This window comes from Sporosarcina ureae, from assembly GCF_002082015.1.
In the GTDB taxonomy this organism is placed as follows: Bacteria; Bacillota; Bacilli; order Bacillales_A; family Planococcaceae; genus Sporosarcina; species Sporosarcina ureae_A.
The window spans coordinates 2,166,873-2,188,906 of record NZ_CP015109.1; the positions used below are offsets into that span (position 1 = coordinate 2,166,873).

The 22,034-nt window shown below is 41.7% G+C and carries 21 protein-coding genes; 11 read left to right on the forward strand and 10 right to left on the reverse strand.

Features of this window, described 5'->3' with window-relative positions; translation table 11 throughout:
- Positions 1–90: 90 nt before the first annotated feature.
- From SporoP17a_RS10660 to proS, 4 genes are all read left to right on the forward strand, one after another.
- Positions 91–1,365, forward strand: a complete 1,275-nt coding sequence (locus SporoP17a_RS10660; RefSeq protein ID WP_083034617.1) for a sensor histidine kinase — start codon at positions 91–93, stop codon at positions 1,363–1,365.
- A complete protein-coding gene (locus tag SporoP17a_RS10665; RefSeq protein WP_083034618.1) occupies positions 1,362–2,237 on the forward strand; it encodes a response regulator in 876 nt (291 codons plus the stop codon). Before SporoP17a_RS10660 ends, SporoP17a_RS10665 begins: the two co-directional genes overlap by 4 nt.
- Positions 2,238–2,334: 97 nt before the next feature.
- A complete protein-coding gene (locus tag SporoP17a_RS10670) occupies positions 2,335–3,624 on the forward strand; it encodes a cation:dicarboxylate symporter family transporter (RefSeq protein ID WP_083034619.1) in 1,290 nt (429 codons plus the stop codon).
- A 159-nt stretch (positions 3,625–3,783) separates the two neighbouring features.
- A complete protein-coding gene (gene proS, locus SporoP17a_RS10675; protein ID WP_083034620.1) occupies positions 3,784–5,220 on the forward strand; it encodes a proline--tRNA ligase in 1,437 nt (478 codons plus the stop codon).
- Between the two features lie 119 nt (positions 5,221–5,339).
- On the opposite strand, the gene SporoP17a_RS10680 is transcribed toward proS, so the two are convergent.
- On the reverse strand, positions 5,340–7,532 hold the full coding sequence (locus SporoP17a_RS10680) for a DNA topoisomerase III (protein WP_083034621.1): 2,193 nt from the start codon (positions 7,530–7,532) through the stop codon (positions 5,340–5,342).
- 296 nt (positions 7,533–7,828) lie between these two features.
- Between SporoP17a_RS10680 and SporoP17a_RS10685 the strand changes: the two genes are divergently transcribed.
- Positions 7,829–8,266, forward strand: coding sequence for a GatB/YqeY domain-containing protein (locus SporoP17a_RS10685; RefSeq protein ID WP_083034622.1), 438 nt, complete (start codon positions 7,829–7,831; stop codon positions 8,264–8,266).
- 51 nt (positions 8,267–8,317) lie between these two features.
- On the opposite strand, the gene SporoP17a_RS10690 is transcribed toward SporoP17a_RS10685, so the two are convergent.
- Positions 8,318–8,920: a hypothetical protein gene (locus SporoP17a_RS10690; protein ID WP_083034623.1), complete on the reverse strand. Its 603-nt coding sequence runs from the start codon at positions 8,918–8,920 to the stop codon at positions 8,318–8,320.
- Positions 8,921–9,325: 405 nt separating this feature from the next.
- Here SporoP17a_RS10690 and SporoP17a_RS10695 point away from each other — a divergent pair, with 405 nt between their 5' ends.
- The gene (locus SporoP17a_RS10695; protein WP_420542182.1) at positions 9,326–10,567 is read left to right on the forward strand and encodes an acyl-CoA dehydrogenase family protein; all 1,242 of its coding nucleotides are present in this window, start codon (positions 9,326–9,328) and stop codon (positions 10,565–10,567) included.
- 263 nt (positions 10,568–10,830) lie between these two features.
- On the opposite strand, the gene SporoP17a_RS10700 is transcribed toward SporoP17a_RS10695, so the two are convergent.
- Positions 10,831–12,348 (reverse strand): ABC transporter permease/substrate-binding protein, encoded by a 1,518-nt coding sequence (locus SporoP17a_RS10700; protein ID WP_083034624.1) that lies wholly within the window; start codon positions 12,346–12,348, stop codon positions 10,831–10,833.
- A complete protein-coding gene (locus tag SporoP17a_RS10705) occupies positions 12,341–13,291 on the reverse strand; it encodes an ABC transporter ATP-binding protein (RefSeq protein WP_083034625.1) in 951 nt (316 codons plus the stop codon). Before SporoP17a_RS10705 ends, SporoP17a_RS10700 begins: the two co-directional genes overlap by 8 nt.
- Positions 13,292–13,460: 169 nt before the next feature.
- Here SporoP17a_RS10705 and SporoP17a_RS10710 point away from each other — a divergent pair, with 169 nt between their 5' ends.
- The 3 genes from SporoP17a_RS10710 to SporoP17a_RS10720 all read left to right on the forward strand — a co-directional run bounded on the left by SporoP17a_RS10710 (position 13,461) and on the right by SporoP17a_RS10720 (position 15,959).
- The gene (locus SporoP17a_RS10710; protein ID WP_083034626.1) at positions 13,461–14,492 is read left to right on the forward strand and encodes an ABC transporter permease; all 1,032 of its coding nucleotides are present in this window, start codon (positions 13,461–13,463) and stop codon (positions 14,490–14,492) included.
- A 1-nt stretch (position 14,493) separates the two neighbouring features.
- Entirely contained in the window at positions 14,494–15,171 is a 678-nt protein-coding gene (locus SporoP17a_RS10715) for an ABC transporter ATP-binding protein (protein WP_083034627.1), read from the forward strand.
- A 158-nt stretch (positions 15,172–15,329) separates the two neighbouring features.
- Entirely contained in the window at positions 15,330–15,959 is a 630-nt protein-coding gene (locus tag SporoP17a_RS10720) for an alpha/beta hydrolase (RefSeq protein ID WP_083034628.1), read from the forward strand.
- A 175-nt stretch (positions 15,960–16,134) separates the two neighbouring features.
- On the opposite strand, the gene SporoP17a_RS10725 is transcribed toward SporoP17a_RS10720, so the two are convergent.
- The 3 genes from SporoP17a_RS10725 to SporoP17a_RS10735 all read right to left on the reverse strand — a co-directional run bounded on the left by SporoP17a_RS10725 (position 16,135) and on the right by SporoP17a_RS10735 (position 17,757).
- Positions 16,135–17,046 (reverse strand): EamA family transporter, encoded by a 912-nt coding sequence (locus SporoP17a_RS10725; RefSeq protein WP_420542183.1) that lies wholly within the window; start codon positions 17,044–17,046, stop codon positions 16,135–16,137.
- Positions 17,047–17,201: 155 nt separating this feature from the next.
- On the reverse strand, positions 17,202–17,441 hold the full coding sequence (locus tag SporoP17a_RS10730) for a hypothetical protein (protein ID WP_083034630.1): 240 nt from the start codon (positions 17,439–17,441) through the stop codon (positions 17,202–17,204).
- A gap of 16 nt (positions 17,442–17,457) precedes the next feature.
- Positions 17,458–17,757: a DUF3243 domain-containing protein gene (locus SporoP17a_RS10735; RefSeq protein WP_083036036.1), complete on the reverse strand. Its 300-nt coding sequence runs from the start codon at positions 17,755–17,757 to the stop codon at positions 17,458–17,460.
- Between the two features lie 156 nt (positions 17,758–17,913).
- Between SporoP17a_RS10735 and SporoP17a_RS10740 the strand changes: the two genes are divergently transcribed.
- Positions 17,914–18,387 (forward strand): YflT domain-containing protein, encoded by a 474-nt coding sequence (locus tag SporoP17a_RS10740; RefSeq protein ID WP_083034631.1) that lies wholly within the window; start codon positions 17,914–17,916, stop codon positions 18,385–18,387.
- 96 nt (positions 18,388–18,483) lie between these two features.
- Here the strand turns inward: SporoP17a_RS10740 and SporoP17a_RS10745 are convergent, their stop codons facing one another.
- A complete protein-coding gene (locus SporoP17a_RS10745; protein WP_083034632.1) occupies positions 18,484–18,693 on the reverse strand; it encodes a CsbD family protein in 210 nt (69 codons plus the stop codon).
- Positions 18,694–18,865: 172 nt separating this feature from the next.
- A complete protein-coding gene (locus tag SporoP17a_RS17155; protein ID WP_255397532.1) occupies positions 18,866–18,988 on the reverse strand; it encodes a hypothetical protein in 123 nt (40 codons plus the stop codon).
- A gap of 145 nt (positions 18,989–19,133) precedes the next feature.
- Here SporoP17a_RS17155 and SporoP17a_RS10750 point away from each other — a divergent pair, with 145 nt between their 5' ends.
- A complete protein-coding gene (locus SporoP17a_RS10750) occupies positions 19,134–20,330 on the forward strand; it encodes an MFS transporter (RefSeq protein ID WP_083034633.1) in 1,197 nt (398 codons plus the stop codon).
- Positions 20,331–20,378: 48 nt separating this feature from the next.
- Here SporoP17a_RS10750 and SporoP17a_RS10755 read toward each other — a convergent pair whose 3' ends face one another.
- Positions 20,379–22,028 (reverse strand): SLC13 family permease, encoded by a 1,650-nt coding sequence (locus tag SporoP17a_RS10755; protein WP_083034634.1) that lies wholly within the window; start codon positions 22,026–22,028, stop codon positions 20,379–20,381.
- Positions 22,029–22,034: the final 6 nt, after the last annotated feature.

Consider the following 22,034-nt stretch of genomic DNA (forward strand, 5'->3'; position numbering starts at 1 on the left):
GTACCCGTCCTATTCATTTCCAAAACTGTACATTAGTTTTCAGGTTGCTATAATACGTGTACGATTACTAATTTTATTAGGAGCGAAATTATGAATGCAAAATTAATATGGCGCCATTTGTATCAATCGGAGTCGGCAAGAATGGTATTTATTGCAATTTTGACAGCTCTTACCGGTGAGCTGAAAGTGATGCCGTTTGACGGAGAAATGTTTCGTTTTGCGTTGGGCGGTATATTGTTCTTTTTACTGATTCTTATTTATCCACCGGTCTCCATTTTACGCACAGGATTTGTCACATCAATTACCGTGGTAGCATTTCGTGTAATGAAAGAGCTGTGGCTTGGCGCTGCTTTGCTTGAGAGTTTACAGATGCATGTACCGGTCTTTTTATTTTACTTTATCGTGGCGGTCGGCTGGCATTTTGTAGGTCTTGAAAAGTATAAGTCTTTACCGTTTCGACTGGGTGCATTGGCTTTCTTATTTGAAGTAATGAGCAACACGTCTGAGCATGCACTGCGTAATTGGTGGCAACATGGTTCTCTGCTCAACGGTAAAGAGTGGGGGATCCTAGTCGGGGTCGCGTTATTACGCAGTTTCTTTACGGTGGGGTTATATAGTTCGGTGGCATTATCAAAAGAGAAACAGCGTGTAGAGGAAATGCTTGAGGTAGGTTCAGAGCTATATGCGGAAGCGTTGTATTTGCAAAAATCTATGAACCACATAGAACAAATTACTGCGTCAAGTCATGACTTGTACCGCAAGCTCAAAAAAGAGAATCAACGGGAACTGAGCACCCAGGCGTTGCACATCGCACAGGAAATCCACGAAGTGAAAAAAGATTCCGAACGAATTTTAGCTGGGCTGTCAAAGTGGACAACACGGCAACAGATAGAGGCATTTTATCTATCTGATTTACTTGGCATGGTCGTCACTGCGAATGAAAAGTACAGTGAAATGATTGGTAAAGAATGTACAGTGGAAACAGTCATTGATGAGGACTTCCAAACAGGCCAGCATGTACCTTTGCTGGCCGTGTTGAACAATTTGACGGCGAATGCGGTAGAAGCCATTGAAGAAAAAGGTCATGTACTCATTACGGTCGAAAAAGATGGAGAGTGGGTGCGTTTTAGTGTATGTGATACAGGAAAAGGGATTCCTTTTGAACACGAAGACATAATATTTGAACCAGGATATACGACGAAATTTACGGATCAAGGAACAGCAGCAACAGGTATCGGGTTATCGCATGTCTGCGCAATTATCGATGCGATGCTAGGGACAATTGTTGTAGAGCGTCTGGATCAAGGGCTGAATGTGATAGTGGAAATCCCTATGGAATCCATTATGAAGGAGATAGAAGCATGAGATATTTTATTGTAGATGATGACAAAGCAAGCCGTGTGATGCTAAAAAATATTTTAGCAGACCAAGAAGGGATTGTGATTGGTGAGGCGGATAGTGGAGTGAAAGCTATTCCTCAAATACTATCCTTGGCACCAGATGTCGTATTGATCGATTTATTGATGCCTGAACTCGATGGGATCGAAACGATTCAACAGTTAAAATCGCAAGGCTACTGCGGACAATTCATTATGCTGAGCCAAGTAGTTAACAAAGAGATGGTTGGCGAAGCCTATCAAGTCGGTGTCGAGTTTTTCATACATAAGCCGATCAATCAAATAGAGGTACAGAGCATAGTACGTCGTACAGCGGAACAGTTACGTCTAAAAAGCTCGTTATTGACGATTCGAGAATCACTGGCACAATTCGGTTCTGTTGAACAGCCTAAAGTACACCAATCGGTGAAGGATATTGTTCTGAAGAAGCTACATGATATGGGGATATTTAGTGATAGTGCAAGTCGCGACATCGTAGCGATCATGGAAGTCTTGATTGAGCAACGAGCCGTTCAACTACCGCCTTTAAAGGGTTTGTATGAAGCCGCGCTAACGAAACTAGGTGTACAAGAACGAAATATTTCTAAAGAAAGCAAGGCGATGGAGCAAAGAATCCGTCGATCTATTCTAACGGCAATGGAACACTTGGCATCACTTGGCGCAGTGGATTATACCATCGATGAATTTGAATACTATGCACCGCGCTTCTTTGATTTCCAAGAAATTAGTATGAGAATGAAACAGATTCAGGAAGAACATTTCGATAGTAAGCCTATCAAAGTGAACAGTAAGAAGTTTCTACATGTGTTGTATATGGAGACAGTAGAAGAACGAAAATAGTTTTGTAGGATGCTGTAGAATTTTGTAGGCCCCCCGTAAGATATGATTAAGTTACTGAAAGAAAGCGTTTTCAGAGAACGTCTAAGGGGGATTATCGATGAAAAAGATATTTAAATTGTCTTTGGCTTACCAAATATTGATTGGATTGGTTTTAGGTATTGCAGTCGGTGCAATCTTCTATGGTAATCCTAATGTAGAGAGATACTTTCAGCCAATCGGCACGATGTTCATCAATATGATTAAAATGATTGTAGTGCCTATTATTATTTCGACGCTCGTAATCGGAGTAGCAGGTACAGGTGATATAAAGAAATTAGGAAAGCTTGGCGGTAAAACGCTTTTATATTTTGAAGTGGTAACAACGATTGCGATTATTGTGGGACTTATGTCTGCTAATATCTTCAAGCCGGGTGAAGGCATTGATATGTCTTCTCTAGAAAAAGGTGATATCTCGCAATATGTAGCAACAACAGAAGAAGTGCAAAATGGCGGCTTCATGGATGTGCTAGTCGGCATCGTACCAAGTAATATTGTAGACTCGATGGCGAATGGTGATATGTTGCCCATCATTTTCTTCTCTGTACTATTCGGTTTAGGTGTAGCCGCAATCGGTGAGCGCGGCAAACCGGTACTGGAAGTTTTCCAAGGAGTCGCAGATGCGATGTTCTGGGTAACGAATATGATTATGAAATTTGCACCGTTTGGTGTATTTGCGTTAATTGGTGTAACCGTGTCTAAATTTGGTTTGGAATCACTCATCCCGATGGGTAAATTAATGGTTCTTGTATATGCAACGATGATCTTCTTCATCATCGTCGTGTTAGGTGGAATCGCGAAGATGGTCGGCGTGAATATCTTCCACTTCATGAAAATCCTGAAAGACGAATTAATTTTAGCGTTTTCTACGTCCAGTTCGGAAACGGTGTTACCAAAAGTGATGGAGAAAATGGAGAAGTTCGGAAGTCCAAAAGACATCGTATCTTTCGTGGTACCGACTGGTTATTCATTTAACTTAGATGGATCTACACTGTACCAAGCATTGGCAGCCATGTTCATTGCGCAAATGTATGGAATTCAGTTGAGTATTACGGAACAAATCACACTGGTGTTAGTGCTGATGATTACGTCCAAGGGAATTGCAGGCGTACCTGGCGTTTCATTCGTCGTATTACTTGCGACACTTGGAACAGTAGGTATTCCGCTTGAAGGCTTGGCGTTCATCGCCGGTATCGACCGTTTGCTGGATATGGCCCGTACGGTAGTGAACGTAGTCGGAAACGCACTTGCAACGGTAGTTATGTCGAAGTGGGAAGGTCGCTTCGGTGAGGAAACAGTGAAGACTGAAAGCGAACCGCAATATGTCTTTGCAGAAGAGAAATTAGTTTAATCGAACGCTGTCCTCTTAATTGAGGACAGTTTTTTTATGGCGTTTATGAAGACAGACAGGCATAGTGACGACATTCAATTGTAGGAATGCTTGATTTGTTATATGATTAGCAGTATGGAATAACAAGAGTGCGGTTTTTACTAAGGAGGAAATGAAGTAATGAGCAATCAGCAAAATGATTTTACAAAGTGGTATATCGATACAATTCAGAAAGCAGATTTGATGGATTATACACCAGTGCGTGGATGTATCGCGTTTAAACCAGACGGCTACGAAATCTGGGAGCATATTCAGGATGAAATGAATCGTCGTTTTAAAGAAACAGGTCACCGTAATGCTTATTTCCCAATGCTAATTCCAGAGTCATTTTTCGAAAAAGAAAAAGATCATATCGAAGGATTTTCTCCAGAATTGCCATGGGTAACGGAGGCAGCAGGAGAGAAATTGGAAGAGCGTTTGGCGCTACGTCCGACGTCTGAAACGATGATAGGACATCTGTATGCTGACTGGATCAAGAGCTATCGCGATCTTCCGGTACTGATCAACCAGTGGGCAAACGTGTTCCGCTGGGAGAAAAAGACGCTACCATTCATTCGAACATCAGAATTCTTATGGCAAGAAGGACATACTGCACACGTAGACGAAGAAGAAGCACGCCATGAAACGATGCAGATGTTAGAAATCTACAAAGATGTTGTAGAAGATTTACTCGCAATTCCTGTATACGACGGTCAGAAAACACCTTCTGAGCGCTTTGCGGGTGCAGTGGATACATTCTCGATTGAAGCGATGATGAAAGACGGTAAAGCGGTACAAGCTGGAACTTCACATTATCTTGGGACAAAGTTTGCGGAAGCATTCGATATTAAATATTTAACTAAGGAAAATAAGCACCAGTTCGTGCATACAACATCTTGGGGAACGTCTACACGTTTAATCGGTTCCGTCATTATGGTGCATGGCGACGAGCAAGGTCTTGTATTGCCTCCGCGTGTTGCACCGACACAAGTCGTGCTAATCCCAGTAGGCCCTTGGAAGAAGAACCCGGCCATTATGGAAAAGTTGGATGAAATCTACGCTGAATTGAAATCTAAAGGCATTCGTGTCCGTTTAGATGATTCGGATCAGTCTCCAGGATTCAAGTTTAACGAGTATGAATTAAAAGGTGTTCCGGTACGTCTAGAACTTGGACCACGTGATCTTGACAACAATCAAGCATTGATGAAAGCGCGTGACGGCGGTGAGAAAGTAGCAGTCGAGTTGAATGAAGCCGTTGCTAGCATTGAACAAGAACTACAGACGATGCAAAAGCGTTTGCTTGAAAATGCTCGCACGTTCCGTGATGAAAATTCCCATACGAATATTGATACGTTAGATGAGTTAAAGAAGCATATTGAAGATAGCGCAACTAACGAAGTAACTCCAGGTTGGATCCTTGCGGGCTGGTGTGGCGATGACGCATGTGAAGAACATGTCAAAGACGAAACGAAGTTTACGACACGAAATATTCCATTCAACCCACCGACGGAGAAATCCACTTGTATTAACTGTGGAAATGAGTCGAAACATACAGTTTGGTTTGCGAGAGCGTACTAATAAAAAACAAAAGCTGTTCCACGAATTTTTCGTGGAACAGCTTTTTTAGTGATTGTAGGTTCAAATACTGTAGAGCATGAAGTGGTGTTGTATTGGGGATTGAGGCTCCAGTTTATTAATCAGTCGTCCAATTTCAAACCTTTCAACGCATCTGCAAATGGATTGTTAATAGGTTCATCATCATTATTCTTTTTCAAATATTTCTGTACATCACGCTTGTTGACTTTACCTTTTGAATTTTTCTCGCGACGTGCCTTAAATGTAGAGAGCTTTTCGCGATAACCACACTTACACGTAAAGATTTGTCCTTCACCTTCACCGCGTAGCTCCATCTTCTTCTTACACTGCGGACAACGTGCGTTTGTGACGCGGGAGACGTTTTTACGGTGACCACATTCACGATCCTGACAAACGAGCATCTTGCCATGTTTGCCGTTTACTTCAAGCATCGGCTTCCCGCAGTCTGGACATGTTTTTGTTGAAATATTATCATGTTTAAACTTTGCATCACTCGCTTTAATCTCTGACACAATTTCTTTCGTATAGCGCTTCATTTCATTAATGAACGCTTCTTTTTTTAACTGTCCTTTGGCGATTTTCTCTAATTTCAGTTCCCACTCAGCTGTTAGCAAAGGGGATTTCAATTCGTCTGGTACTAATTCGAGCAACTGTTTTCCTTTGTTCGTAACATGGATGTCTTTGCCGCGTTTTTCGATCAAGAAGGAGTTGAAGAGTTTGTCGATAATATCAGCACGTGTTGCGACGGTCCCGAGTCCGCCGGTGGACTTCAAAGTGTCTGCGAGTTTCTTATCCTGTAAACCCATATACTTCGTTGGGTTTTCCATAGCGGATAGTAGTGTCGCTTCATTGAAACGAGCTGGGGGCTTTGTTTGCCCAGATGTTTCTTTGATGAGTTTGATGTCGAGCCGATCACCTGCTACGAGCTTAGGTAATAATTGTTCTTTTGTGTCTTGTTCAGCTTCTTCTTCGTCAAATTGGTTGTTATATACTTCTTTCCAACCAGCAGTCAAAATGGTTTTACCACGTGCTGTGAATCTTTCATCTGCTATTCTTGCATGAACTGTTAATTGTTCGTATTCATGTGCTGGGAACAAAACAGCTAAGAATCGCTTGACGACTAGATCATAGATTTTCCGCTCGCGATCGGACAATTTATCAAGAAATACGATTTCTTCTGTCGGAATGATTGCGTGATGATCGGATACTTTGCTGTCGTCAACGAAAGATTTACTCGTTTTAATTGGTTTCTTCAATATTTTATTCGCAAGAGAGCGATATTCGCCTATACCGACTGTTTTCAAGCGCTCGGGGAGTGTGGCAACGAGATCATTTGAAAGGAAACGAGAGTCGGTGCGTGGATAGGTGAGTATTTTATGTTGTTCATATAACTTTTGCATAATGTTGAGTGTATCTTTTGCTGAGTAGCCAAACATTTTATTGGCATCACGTTGCAATTCAGTCAAATCGTAAAGGCCTGGTGAGAAAGTTTTTTTCGCTTTCTTCTCGACACTTTCAATGATCGCTGGTTTTCCATCGACTTTTTTGACGATTGCGGATAGTTTGTCTCGATCAAATGAACGTGTATCGCCGGTTTTGGCATCTTGCCAAGTCAGTTTCAGTTTAGTGTCAGACTGTGCTTCGACGCCATAAAATGTTTTGGGACGGAAGGTGTTAATTTCTTCTTCGCGTTGTGCAATGATTGCGACGACAGGCGTCTGCACGCGTCCGCAGTTAAGTTGTGCGTTAAATTTGGTTGTCAGTGCTCGCGTAGCATTAAGACCGATATACCAATCGGCTTCAGAACGTGCGACGGCTGCCTCGAATAAATTTTCATACGCTTTACCTGGCTTTAACTGGGCAAAACCATCTTTAATTGCTTTGTCCGTTACGGATGAAATCCACAGACGCTTGATCGGCTTCTTCACCTTTGCTTTTTCAATGATCCAACGAGCAACTAACTCGCCTTCACGTCCCGCATCAGTACCGATAATGATATCTGAAACGTCCGTACGAAGAAGTTGCGCTTTTACGGCATTGTATTGTCTGTTCGTTTGTTTGATGACCGTTAGTTTCAAATCCTCAGGCATCATCGGCAGATCATCCAATTTCCACGTCTTGAATTTCGTATCGTAATTTTCAGGATCAGCGAGCGTTACTAAGTGTCCGAGTGCCCACGTCACGATATATTTATCGCCTTCTAAATAGCCGTTACCTTTTTTATTGCAATTCAGCACACGGGCAATATCCCGCGCTACAGAAGGTTTCTCCGCCAGTACTACACTTTTTTTCATATAATGAACTCCTTTTTATATACATGTCGAAAAACTCCTCCAACAGATAAGGTTTCTGGCCTTATGCTATATGAAGGAGTTACTTACTAAAAAGTGTAAACTAGTCCGGAAGTTTCGTCAATTAAGGGAGACGTATACGTTTTGTGAGATCATTACTAGACATATAGGAGTTGTAAAGTGGAAAGTAAAAATGAATCCAGAATAGGGCTCGATATGCAGGATGGAGTGAAAATACAAGACTGAACACATAATCTTTTTGTATACTGTATATAACACTATAGAAACGAGGGATTTCCATGTCAGAATTAAAAGAACGTTTAATGGCCGATATAAAGACAGCGATGAAAGAAAAAGACACAATGAAAAAAGGTGTCATCAATTTATTGCGTGCAGGTCTACAGAATGAATCACTTGAATTAAAGCGTGAACTGACGAAAGAAGAAGAAATCAAAATCGTTCAGCGTGAACTCAAGCAAACAAAACAATCACTCGAAGAAGGTCAAAAAGCCAATCGCGAAGACATCGTGGAAGCGGAAAAAGCAAAAATTGCGATTGTGGAGTCCTATTTGCCGAAACAGATGAATGTGGAAGAAGTAAAAGAGCTAATTGCTTCATTAGGTATTTCAAAAGACGCCTCAATGGGTCAGACCATAGGCGTTGTAATGAAGGAAGTTGCTGGTCGTGCGGAAGGAAAGACGGTTTCGCAGGCAGTTAAAGAATATTTGCAGAATTGATCTACGAATAAAGAACTAGACGACAAGTAGTGTACTTGCCATCTAGTTCTTTTATTTTTCAAATGAAGCCCGTAATACATAGACCACGTCGTATTCTTTTAATTCGTCTAAATAACCTTCTTTTTGTTCATAGAAATCGGAAGATAATGCACTTGTCGGTGAACCTTCTGTTGTAGAAGTGTAGATAATACCTGCCAATAACATGTTGTCCGAAAGAAGTAAACCTTCTTGTGGATTGGTATTAAATAAAGTCGCCATGTCTTTCAAAGTTTTCAGTTCTTCTTGGTTACTAACACTTGCTGCACCCTTAGCGTCACTTACGCTTGCGGAGAATAATAGTTGTTCTTCGAGCGTTTGTGTAACTGTGAAAACGATGCTCCCTTTCGTTGACTCTCCAGGCATTGGAGTAGATAGTTCGCTGATAGGTTCTGCAACTTTCTTGCCTTCTTCATACTTTTCTACCCAAAGCGTTACCTTTTTATAGTTTTGATCAGCAGTATAATCAAAGACCAATGCAGTATTGGCAGCTGTTTCAAGTATTTGATTTTCACGATCTGTAAGTTCAGGTATCGTCAATTTATTTGTATCGGTTGCTGCACATGCAGTGAGAAATAATAGGCAGCTTAAAATCGTAATACTCATCCATTTTTTCATCGCATACGCCTCCTTCTCTATGTAGTTTATTATAGCATTTTACGTTACTGTCTGACATAATTCAGTATTTTTATAAGTTTTAATAGAAATGTTCATATTCGTATTGAATAAATAATGCTTAGATAAAAAGGTAGTAATTAGTCAAGCTGATGCAAAAGAATAAAAGTTATTGCTGAAGCTTACGTATCTAAGGAATTTTGCTGTTTCATGTATGTGATTTTTAAGAACAAGTTATGACTTTTCATAGTGAGTTAAATGAATTTATTAGGGATTTTATTATAAATAAAAATGATAAATAACATTTACTTTATGATTTAATCTTTACTATTTAATAAAACGTGATAAAGTTAATAGAGAACAGCCTGCTTGCTAGCTAATGAAAAGGTAGGTAAATGATAAAATGGAGTGGTAATTTTGGTAAAAAGTGCTATTATGGAAAAACAAAAACAACAAGAAGGAATTATGCAAATTCCCGAATGGTGGACTTGTCCAGAAGGGCATGAAGAATTACAAAAAGCTGCACATGCGTTAGGCGAGAAAGAACTGCTGCCGCGTGCACTTATTTCTGATCAACAGAGAAGTTACCCACGTGAAAGTTTACGTGAAGTTGCGAAGTCTGGTTATTCGGCTGTAACCATCCCGGTTGAAGCGGGTGGTCTGAAAGACGGATTCACAGCATTTGCAGTACTTTCCGAAAGCTTTGCACATTACTGCCCGTCTACGACGATGTGCTGGGTTATGCATATGACAACAGCGCATACGATCTATGAAGCAGGGACAGAAGAACAGCGTCAACGTTTACTGCCACGCTTGCGTGACGGACAAATTGGTGGTCTAGCATTTAGTGAACGAGCAACGGGAGGTCACTTCTGGAATATCGGTAGTAAAGCGATCCGAAATACGAATGGGTATTTATTGGACGCGGAAAAGTCATTCGTTACAAGTGGTGGAGAGGCAGACTTTTATTTAGTCGCCACAACGTCACCTGAAACAGATGACCCGGATAACTTGATGTTCTTATTGGTCGAAAATGATCAGCGAGGTGTTGAAGCATTCCCGTTCGATGCAATGGGACTACGTGGAAACGCAAGTGGGCCAATGAACTTTAAAAATGTGCAAGTAGCTCTTGAAAATCGTATCGGTGGCGAAGGTGGCATGGGCTATTTCAACGACAACACGATCGATCCTCTATTTTTACTAGGTTCAGCAGCTTGCTGGGTAGGTATTGCTCAAGGTGCTCTGAATATGGCGACAAATGGCGCTAAACGCAGAGTACACGCAGATACAGGATCATCTGTAACGGACTACCAAGTCATTCGTCATGAGTTAGCGAAGGCACAGATCAAAGTAGATAGCGCACGCAGTATGTTGTATCGCACAGCGGAAGCGATGGATCGTTGCACTAAAGAAGGTAAAGAATTGTCGGAGTGTTTGTATCCATTATGGCAGCTAAAGACACATGCGGCAGATATGGTAATTGATGTTACCAACTCGGCGTTGCAAGTATCTGGTGGCCGTGGTTATATGACAGGTCAGGTAGAAAAGTTTGTGCGCGACGGGCGTGCTGGTGCTATTATGGGACCAACAAATGAAGTCTTGCGTGAGTGGATCGGCCGTACAATGATTGAAGTTCCTTGGATGGATTAATTAAATCAAATCAAAACAGTCACCTGTAGAGTGTATCTACCGGTGATTGTTTTTTATATGGTATATCCTAGTGAGTGGGAGAGCGCTGTACAGTTTCGCTCATTAATTCGTATAAAGCGATCATCGTGTCCGTTCAATCGCTCTAAGATCGTGTCTGAGCGCTCTATCAGCGCATACAACCGCTCTACTTCGCTCCATAAGCGATCATTACTAGCCGTCTAACCGCTCAATGCATACAGTAGTCAGTCACGCCGTCTGCACTACTACTCCAATAAACCTTTTTCTTTCAAAAATGCCTCTGCCACTTTTTTCGCTTTGGCACCTTCTGCGTTCACTTGATAATTCATTTCACGCATTTCATCATCTGTCACGATTCCGGCAAGACTATTTAATGCTTCCTCAAGCTCTGGATACTTCTCCAGTGTTTCTTGACGAAGCAATGGCGCGCCTTGATATGGAGGGAATAGTTCTTTGTCGTCTTCGAGAACTGTCAATTCGTATTCGCGTAGCTCGCTATCTGTCGAATAAGCATCCATTAAATTGATTTCACCCGCTTCAATTGCCTGATAGCGTAGCTTCGGCTCCATCGTTTGGATAGAAGGGAACGTGATACCATAAAGCTTCTGAATGCCTAGGTATCCATCTTCACGGTCATTAAATTCGAGAGTGAAACCTGCCTTCACAGCTTTCTCGACTGCGGCCAGATCAGATATCGTTTTCAGTCCGTACTCTTCTTGGAACGCTTTGGAGACAGCGAGTGTGTACGTATTGTTGAAGGACATCGGTGTCAGGAACGCCATGTCAAATTGTTCGTCGAGTCCTTTTCGTGCTTGCTCATACACTTCGTCGCGGTCGTTACTAACAGCTTCATCCTTTAAGAACTCGGATATAGCGGTACCTGTAAACTCGGGATACAAATCGATACTTCCTGATTTCAGCGCGTTGAAGACGAATGAAGTTTTACCGAGTCCAGGTTTTAATTCGACGGAAAGGTCGGTTTGGTCTTCAATTAATGATTTATACATATTGATGAGGATCTCAGGTTCTGCCCCAAGCTTGGCTCCGATGACTATTTCATTTTTGGAGTTACCTCCTATGAATGGTGCAGCAATCATCAAAACAGCCGCAATCATGAATAGGGTAAATGCGGTAATAGCTTTCCTGAATGAAAGACCTTCGAATAGCTTTAACAAATAATCGAAGAATAATGCAAGTAACGCTGCAGGTATAGCACCTAGTACGATTAATGATGGATTATTACGATCAATCCCAAGTAAAATCAAATCACCTAGACCACCCGCGCCAATCAAAGCAGCTAATGTTGCAGTGCCGACGATCAGTACCATCGATGTGCGAATACCTGCCATAATAATCGGCATGGCAAGTGGTAATTCAACTTTCATCAGCCGCTTTCGTGTATTCATTCCCATTGCAGTGGCTGCTTCTCGCAGGGAAGGATCAACTTCTTTAATGCCTGTGTATGTATTGCGTAAAATGGGTAACAATGCATAGACTACTAGCGCAATAATAGCGGGTATTTTTCCAATACCGAATAAGGGAATTAATAGGCCGAGTAGTGCAAGAGAAGGAACCGTCTGCAGTACGGCACTGACTCCAATGACAGATTCCGCTATTTTCCGCCGATTTGTCAAATAGATACCTAGTGGGACTGCGATTAGCACTGCAATTAATAAGGAAATTAATGAAATCTGTATATGTTCGATCAGTGCTTCCAGTAATTGACCATGTCTGTTTTGGAAAACATCTAAAAAGTTATTCATTAGATGTTCCTCCTTTCAGCGACTGCTCTGCTAGAAATTGTAGAATACCTTTTCGGGTAACCATTCCAACGATTTGTTCATCTTGTTTAATCGCTACTTGATCTTCAGAAGCTAAGAATTGCAAGAGCGGTTCCCATTCGGTATCAATAGGGATGGCAAAAGCTAGTGACAGATCTGTCGGAATTTCTTCTATATGATCCGCAATAGAAAATGTGCGTGCTACAGCTGATGCGGTAAACTCGCGCACGAATGGTGAAGCAGGTTTCGTGAGGATCTCTTGTGGTGTTGCAATTTGCTCAATCTTACCCTGATTCATAATACAGACACGATCACCTAGTTTAAATGCTTCCTGTAAATCATGTGTGACAAATACAATCGTTTTTTGGATCCGATTTTGTAAGTCTAACAAATCATCTTGCAATTTTGAGCGACTGATTGGGTCTAGTGCACTGAATGGCTCATCCATTAATAGAATGTCTGGGTCTGCAGCGAGTGCGCGCACGACACCGATTCTTTGTTGCTGGCCACCTGATAATTCATGGGGTTTACGCTTGCGGTATACTTCGGGATCCAATCCGACCATTTCAAGTAATTCCGTTACGCGTGCGCGGATGTCTTTCTTTTTCCAACCGACCAGTTCGGGGACAACTGCAATATTTTCCTCAATCGTCATATGTGGAAACAGTGCGATTTGCTGCAATACATACCCGATTTGCCAACGAAGCTCATGGATCGGATAATCACTGATCCGCTTACGATCAAGCCAAATCGTTCCTTTTGTCAGTGGGATCAGTCGGTTAATCATCTTAAGCGTTGTCGTCTTCCCACAACCACTCGGTCCGACTACCACGAGAAACTCCCCTCGCTTAATTTCTAAACTTACTGAATCCACGGCTAAGCGAGACATATCATAACTCTTTGATACTTCGTCGAAACGAATCATAAAAAATCCCTCCCTCATAATTATAATTTTCACATAGTAATAGAAAAATAGGAAGTCATATACTTTTTAAATGTGATAAAAAGAAGTGCGATGTAATACGCTGTTCATTCTCCGTTCATCTTCGCAAGATACAATAGGGGTATAAAGAACACATACGGAGGCAATCGAAATGAAAATCGCATGGAAAGAAATGAAGAAAAACAAAACTAGATTCTTGATTCTCGGGTCTATTATATTCCTCGTCAGCTTTTTGACATTTATTATTTCGGGACTGGCAAATGGGTTATCACAGGATAATGCAGCGCTTATTAAAGATTTACCACAAGGGCAATTTTATTTAAATAAAGATGCAGACAAGACGTATAATCTTTCGAAAATAGATGAGGGGGTTCAACAACAAATTCTCATAGACAATCCTGAGGCCACAGCATTTTCTGTTCAGATGGGATTTGTCAATGATGCGGAAGATAAACAGCACAGTCTGGCATTCGTTACTTCTACCCATTCAGAGCTATTCACAAACGTCAAAGAAGGGGAGATTGTTCTCGATCGTTCTTTGCAAGAAGATGGGATCCAAGTGGGGGATGTCTTAACGAATAATCAATTTAGTGGAGAATTCATCGTGAAAGGATTTGTTGATCAACAAAAATATAGTCACGCACCCGTTGCTTTCATTGACATGACGAACTATCAAGAAATCTATCGGGTGATGGAGATGCAGACGATTTTCATCCCGGGTAAAGATGCACCGACACTTAGTGCGTTAGATTCTTTTTCAAATAAAGAATTCTTACATGCCATTCCGAGTTATAGTGCAGAGCAAATGTCATTGAATATGATCGTCTGGTTTTTAGTCATTATTAGCGGGATGTTGTTTGCTATATTCTTCTATATGATGAACGTTCAGAAAATAGGGCTGTACGGCATATTGAAAGCGATTGGTATGAAGACGATTTCGTTATTCAAGATGATTTGGTATCAGATGTTAGTCATTACTGCTCTTTCACTCGCGTTGTCCATTGCACTCAGCCAAGCATTTAGCTTGGTTGCGCCTGACGGCATGCCGTTCCACTTAACAATGGATACCGTATTGATGCTATCCGCAGTGTTTATGGTGGTTGGGTTTATCGGTGCTACTATTTCAGGATTCCAAGTGAAAAATATTGAACCGCTTCAAGCGATTCAACAAGGAGAGATGTAATATGGCTGCCTTTATTATTGATGAAGTGAAAAAAACATTTTCTAATGGAGAAATTGAAGAAGAGATATTAAAAGGTGTGAATTTATCTTTAAAAGAAGGAGAAATTACGGCATTAATTGGTCCTTCAGGATCTGGTAAATCGACGATTCTAACCATCGCGGCAGGATTACAACAAGCATCAACTGGTGAAATTATGTTTAAAGGGAAAGACATGACGAAGATGAGTCAGGAAGAAGTTCGCCATATTCGAGCGACTGACTTCGGATTTGTTTTTCAGTCTTCTCACTTAGTCCCTTTTTTGACGGTAGGGGAGCAGCTACAGTTGATGCTTGACGTATCAGAAACGAAAATGAGTAAAAAGGAACAGGCTAATGCAATAGATGAGATGTTGACGTTAGTTGAAATGGAGCACCGCAAAGAGGCGTATCCTTCTTCTTTATCAGGAGGAGAGCGTCAACGCGTGGCGATTGCCCGCGCAATTATCCATCGTCCGAAAATCTTGTTTGCGGATGAACCAACTGCAAGTCTTGATACAAAACGCTCAAAAAGTGTGATGGAATTATTGCAGGAGCTCACACGTACATTACATTTGACGACATTGATGGTGACGCATGACGAAGAGATGCTACCGTATGTGGATCGGATCATTACAATGCGTGATGGGTATATAGTGGAGTAAGTAGTTGTTTGACCTGAAAATAGCACAATCAACCGGGTCGAAGTATTAGCGAAGCCTGAAAAGAAATAAGTTGTCCCGCACGTCTGTCGCATAAAGTGGCAGGCGCTTTTTTCTGTGGTAAACTAGTGGCATAAAGAAGCGAAAAGGGGAGAATGACTATGAAATCACCATTTACATTTACGCATACAAAGCCAGCGAATACAGAAGAAAAACAGCCTGCACTATTTTTACTTCATGGAATGGGGAGTCATGAAGGAGACCTTCCACAACTAGTTCAAGAATTTAAAGAAACTCATCATATTTTCAGCTTGAGGGGTCCTGTCGTTCACGAGCCAGGCTATGCATTTTTCACGATTGAAGAGGAAGGGAAACCGGTTCGTGAAGTATTCGATAAAGTACTTGTCTACATCCAATCATTCATTCGCGAAGCGATTCAGGAATACAATCTTGATCCTGAACGTTTAACAGTCGTAGGGTTTAGCCAGGGAGCCGTACTTGCACAAGCTCTAGGTGTAACATTGATCCCTTCCCTTCATGGAGTGGTGGCGCTTAGCGGGTACGTACCTGATTTCGTCAAGAGTGAATACGCCATACAGTCCGTGGAAAATCAACACGTATTCATTTCGCATGGAGACTATGATTATGTAATACCATCCCAATCAGGAGTGGAAAACAAGGAGTATTTCGAATCGCTTGGTGCAGATGTCACATTCAAGACATATACTGACGGACATGGTGTAACGCCAGAGAATCAACAAGACTTGGTGACATTTATTCGGTCGCTATAAGGAGTTGGCCGGATGAAGATTAAACCACTTTGCTGATTTCTTCATCGATAGTTCCACAGGGACCTCATGCGACTGTCCCGATCAGTTCATTACGTAGAGAGGATTAATCGGAATATGAAACAAACGAGACTTCACTTGATTAGTGAAGTCTCGTTTGTTATGTTCATGTTATTGCTTACTCCACCCGTCTTAACCGCAATCTCCTCTTCTCTGCAAAACGTTGCAACATAGCGGGCCAAGTCATTCCGAACAACACAAGGAAAATGCCGAGAAACTGGAGTAACGTTAACCTTTCGCCAAGCAACAGCATCGAAGCGATAATCGCGACAGGTAACTCAACAGCACTTAAAATAGAAGACATGCCCGCGCCGACTTTCGGCACTCCGATTGAAAACAAGAAAATGGGCAGAACGATGCCGAACACGCCTAAAATGGCACCATACATCCACAACCCATCACCTAACATCCCGTTCCATAAAATTTCAGGAGACTGGAAAAATGTAATAACAATTGCGGCGTAAAATGACATTAAGAACAATCGCGTCACTACATCCATACCAGGCACTGGCTTCTGATTCGCTGTAACAAACGCCGCGAAACTAAACGCTGCAGCAAGTCCCCACGCCCAACCTTGCCATGGAATTCCACTCACATCGACATCGATCAATCCGGCAGCTAAAATCGTTCCGCCAAACAGAAATACAAGCGACACCACTTCAGATTGTTTAGGCAAACGCTTCGCCCCTATACATTCATAAAGCATGCCAATCCATGTAAATTGAAAAAGTAATACGACTGCCAATGAAGCGGGCATATATTCAATGGCTTTTCCATACACTGTTCCAGTAATCGCCGTGAATAATCCTGCGATTAAGACGGGGAAGCTTCCGCGGAGTGTCGGTATGCCACGTTTAACTAGGATAAAAATAATAAGTGCTAATAGAAATCCGGTATAATATTGGCTCGTCACTGCTTCCGAAGCGGTGAAGCCATCATGAATAGCCAATTTAATAATCGTTGATAAAATTCCGTAACATGCAGCTCCAAACACAACGAGCAACGGATACATCCACAGTTTCATCCGCATAACCTCCATTTCCATCGGATCATAGTATATCATGGAAATAATATTTCGGACTGCATAATAGTTTCTGCATTTCCCGGGAAATATCGACAGCTATTGCAAATAAACGGGGAAAAGCCGTACAGTGAAATTTTTACTGTACGGCTTTTATCGGTAAATCAGCGCGGTGCGCCATAGTCATTCGACGAGCTACCGCCACTGAAACGAGGGGAGTGGTTGATTTTTTCTTTCATAAGATCTTTGCGCTGGTCGGGTAAAGAAATGGAGTCGACTGTTTGCATATCTTCATGCAAATCGAACAAACTAACTGTGTTACTCTGTAAGTTCTCAGGATGTGTCTGGATCAAACGGTACGTATTTGGATGATATCTCGGGCTAGGATTTTCTGTTGGAGCCACGCCTTATCGCCTCCTATTATGCTTGACGCACCATTTTTAGAAGCATATGTGCCAAAGAGTGTTGTTCTTCTTTAGAACCTGAATCCCATAATTCCTGTAATAAATATTGTTCACGGTTTCGAGGTTCTTCATGACGTGACAAATAATCAGCAATGAATGTAGTTGTTTTCGCTAACTGTTCATCACTCAATCCAAGGTTTTCACCTTTTTCCACTTTATCGGCTAGATAGCCTTTAAAATGATTGAAGTTCTGCAAGATCTGATCTTTCTTCTCATTGCCCATATGTGAAACCTCAGACTCCAACTTACTTTTCATATCCACCGATTAACCACTCCTTTTCATTGTGATACAACTAGCTTGTGCAATAAGTGTAGAACTATGCAGCGGAAGAAATGTGCAAAGTGTTTTAATCATGTGTGAAAATGATCTTCAGTGGGTAGAAGTATAGCATAGTGAAAGGGAGGTGCAATAATGGCTGATAAACAATACGAGGGCACGTTTCATTCGGTAGACAATGTCCTTTATAAAATAACTGAGCTTGAAGCTAAGGGTTTTAAAAAACGTCATATGTCTGCAGTCTCTAATGTGCGGGATGATTTAAAAGTTTTGGAAAGTGATTCCAACATTGAAGTAATCGGTATTCAAGAGGGGTCTCTTTGGGATCACACACGTCGTCTGTTCAACAGTAAAGATGAAATGTTGACGATTTTCATTAAAATGGGTTTTACGAAACAAGAAGCCAAAACCTTCTACAATGATTTAAAAGAAGGGGGAGTCGCTTTGTTTGTTGATCAATTAACAGATGAAGAACGAGCGCAATCTGTGGATCCACATGATAGTGCCCAACAACAAACAGACAGTGGTGAAAACCTGGATGGGAGTTCGAATGAAGAAGTAGCTAACCCTATTCCCAATAGTCCGCGAATAGGTACAGATCAATTGTGAAAAAGGAGGATCTCCCATCGTAATGGAAGATCCTTCTTTTTCATAGCAATTAAAAACCAGCCTGCTGATTGAGCAGCAGACTGATGATCATACATATTATTTTTCAGGATGTGCTTCGTCATCACTGAAATGTTCTTTTGTTTCACCAATCTTCTCTTGTGTAGCGCCTTTTGCTTTGTCCCATTTACCTTCAGCTTGCATTTTAGCGTCATCAGTTAAATCGCCTACAGTATCTTTTACGCCACCTTTAATTTTGTTACCAATACCTTTTAATTTATCTTCTGCACCGTGATCTTTGTTACTCATACTATCTCCTCCATTTCGTTTGTTAGTATATAAATACCCCGTTTTAAAAAGAGAAAACATCCATACTATTATCTGAAAAAACTGAAACACTACAACGCAAACTCAAAAGGAAATGAAAAACCGGAAACCTTCTAAAGGCTCCGGTCTTTCGGGTGTATGCAAATGATTGGCATTACGGATTACTGTTCATTCCTGAAAGGTTGCTAATTTGCTCCATAAGTTTTTCCCGTGACTGCTTATTTCGCATAAGGTATAGTGCACCAAGTCCGACAGCTGTCATCGCCATTTTGTTCATTTGTCTAACACCTCCAAATGGTAGGATGGCTCTTTATACTGATACTATACAGAGGATTTTCATAAGAGCTTTATTATTTCCTGTTAAACTTTTAGTGTAGTGATATAATTTCATTATTCACATTTTGGGGATTGGAAGTGTCATCATGAATGTACAAACAAAATCAACGATTCGCGAGCTTCGGTTTTGGCGTATTGTGATCGGGCTAGGCATTGCTTCAGTGCTAATCTTTGCCGCGATGTATGCTCTACAGCCTTTGCTACCTATTTTAACAAAGCAATTTAATGTCTCCGTATCCACAGCCAGCTTAGCTATGTCTGTCAATACAGTAGGTCTAATTTTCGGATTGGTGATACTGGGGTTTTATTCAGACCGACTGGGCAGGTCCATTTTTGTAAAAGTCTCCGTATTACTAACGGCGCTTTTATTTATTCCTATGTTTTTGACACATTCTTTTACAGTCATCCTTGTGTTGCGATTTATACAGGGCTTTGCGATGGCTGGTGTATTAGCTGCCGCTCTCGCGTATATCAATGAAGAGATCAACGAGCGGGTGGTGAGCGTGGCGACTGCGCTATATATTTCATTTAACGGCACAGGTGGTATGCTGGGACGCTTTGTAACGGGCTATTTAGCGGAACGTTGGTCATGGGAGCTATCACTTCAACTTCTGACGATCATAGGTGTGGCTGTATTTATCTTCTTACTAGTCGTTTTGCCAAAATCCGTTCACTTCGTACCGAGTGCTGAGTCAATGAAGAAAGATCTGGAAGGTTTCGGTGTACATTTAAAGAATCCCGCTTTGCTAATTGTCTTTGGACTTGGCATCGTATTGCAGCTGAGCTTTACCGGTATGTGGACGTTTCTGCCTTTCCATTTGACGGCTTTACCATTTTCGATGACGCTGGATGAGGTTTCCTATATTTACTTCGCGTATGCATTCGGGATTATGGGTGCACCGTTGGCTGGCTCCATTGCGAGTAAAGTAGGAATGAATGCGGTTCGCTTTATGGGTGTTTTACTACTGGCAGTCGGCTGTCTTCTTACCATTTCCACCATATTACCGCTAATTATTACCGGTTATTGCGTGATCTGTCTCGGCTTTTTCTCTGCCCACTCCTTAACTGCAGCTTCTGTAAGTAAAGAGGCAACGCATCACAAAGGGAGTGCATCAAGCTTGTATCTCGTTTCGTATTATATGGGTATGGCGGCAGGAAGTACGCTAGTAGCACCGCTTTGGCAGTTCGCAGGGTGGACGGGTCTTGCTATATTTTCAGCGGTTGTGCCTGTAGTCTATGTTTTGTTAATCCGATTACGACGTAGCGCGTTGAGTAAAGCATAGTAAATGAAAAACCAGATGCTCGGAAAGAATCCCTGCACCTGGTTTGTTTTAGTCTTTAAATACTTCTGGTATAGTTTGGAAGTCGATGCCCCACAATAATGGAAGCAAGAAGTAAATACAAAGTGTTACGAGCACGACTCCGAGTATATTGAGCGCGAAGCCTGCTTTTGCCATATCAGGAATCCGTAGATAACCAGATCCGAAAACGACCGCATTCGGTGGAGTGGCAACTGGTAGCATGAACGCACAGGATGCTGCTACGCCCGCTGCAATCATTAATGCGTATGGATGGAAACCAAGTGCTAAGGCCAATGAAGCCATGATTGGATACATCATGGAAGCTGTTGCTGTATTGGATGTGATTTCAGTTAAGAAAATAACCAATGTCGCAACGATCAGAATAACGACGATAAGTGGAACGCCTTTCAAACCAATCAGCTGAGCACCGATCCATTCAGACAGACCACTGCTGACAAAGCCGGCTGCAATAGCTAATCCGCCACCGAATAGAAGTAAGATACCCCATGGCAACTTCACTGCCGTATTCCAATCCAGCAAGTGATCGCCTTTTTTATTGACAGACGGGATGATGAACAAAATCATAGCAAAAACAATCGCAATGACCCCGTCACTTAAGCCGTCAATAAATTTTGATAAGAAGAACGAGCGCGTAATCCATGAAAAAGCAGCTAGAGCAAAGACGATGAAGACTAAAACTTCTTCAATTGACGGGCGTCCAAGCAATTTCTTTTCTTTATCGATGACTTCACGTCCACCAGGTAATGTTTTGACTGGCGATTTATAGATTATCTTCACTAAATACCACCAAGTTAGTAAGATGAATACCCACGCGAAAGGTACACCGAATAACATCCATTTACCAAATGATAATTCGATGCCGTAAATTTTATTAATAGCTCCTGCAAGCAATGTGTTTGGAGGAGTACCAATCAAAGTCGCGACTCCGCCTAATGAAGCAGAGTAGGCAATACCAAGCATCAACGCTTTACCGAAACCAAAGTTTTCTTTAGATGTGTCGATCGATGTATCGTCTTTCAAAGCGATCGTTACTTGTGTGATAATTGCTAAACCGATTGGCACCATCATCATTGCTGTTGCGGTATTAGATATCCACATAGACAGAAATCCGGTAGCTACCATGAAACCTAGAACAATTTTGTCCATATTTGTCCCGATGGCGGAAATAATTGTGAGTGCAATTCGTCGATGTAAGTTCCATTTTTCAAGTGCGAGTGCAATCATAAATCCGCCCATAAATAAGAAAATGGTTTCATCTCCATAGGAAGATGCCGTGTCTTTCATTTCCAGTCCGCCTGTCATCGGAAACAGTACGAGTGGTAACAAGGAAGCGACTGGAATTGGAATAGCTTCCGTAATCCACCACACTGCAATCCATACAGTACTGGCTAAAATAGCGATACCGGATGCAGATAAATCAGCAGGTTTGAAGAACAATAAAATAAGGGAAAAGAGTAAAGGACCTAGTATTAATCCAATGAGCTGTGTAGCTGAATAACTGCGGGAGTCTCTGCCTCCTCCTTCGTGATTGACACCAATCTTTTTTCCACCCTGTCCGCCTTTTACCATTTCAGAAGAGTCAGGTGCAGTGAAAAAGCGAAAGACATCTTTCACTTGATCATGTAGCGACCAAAGACGATTCCAAGTCTGTTGTAACATTAAGAT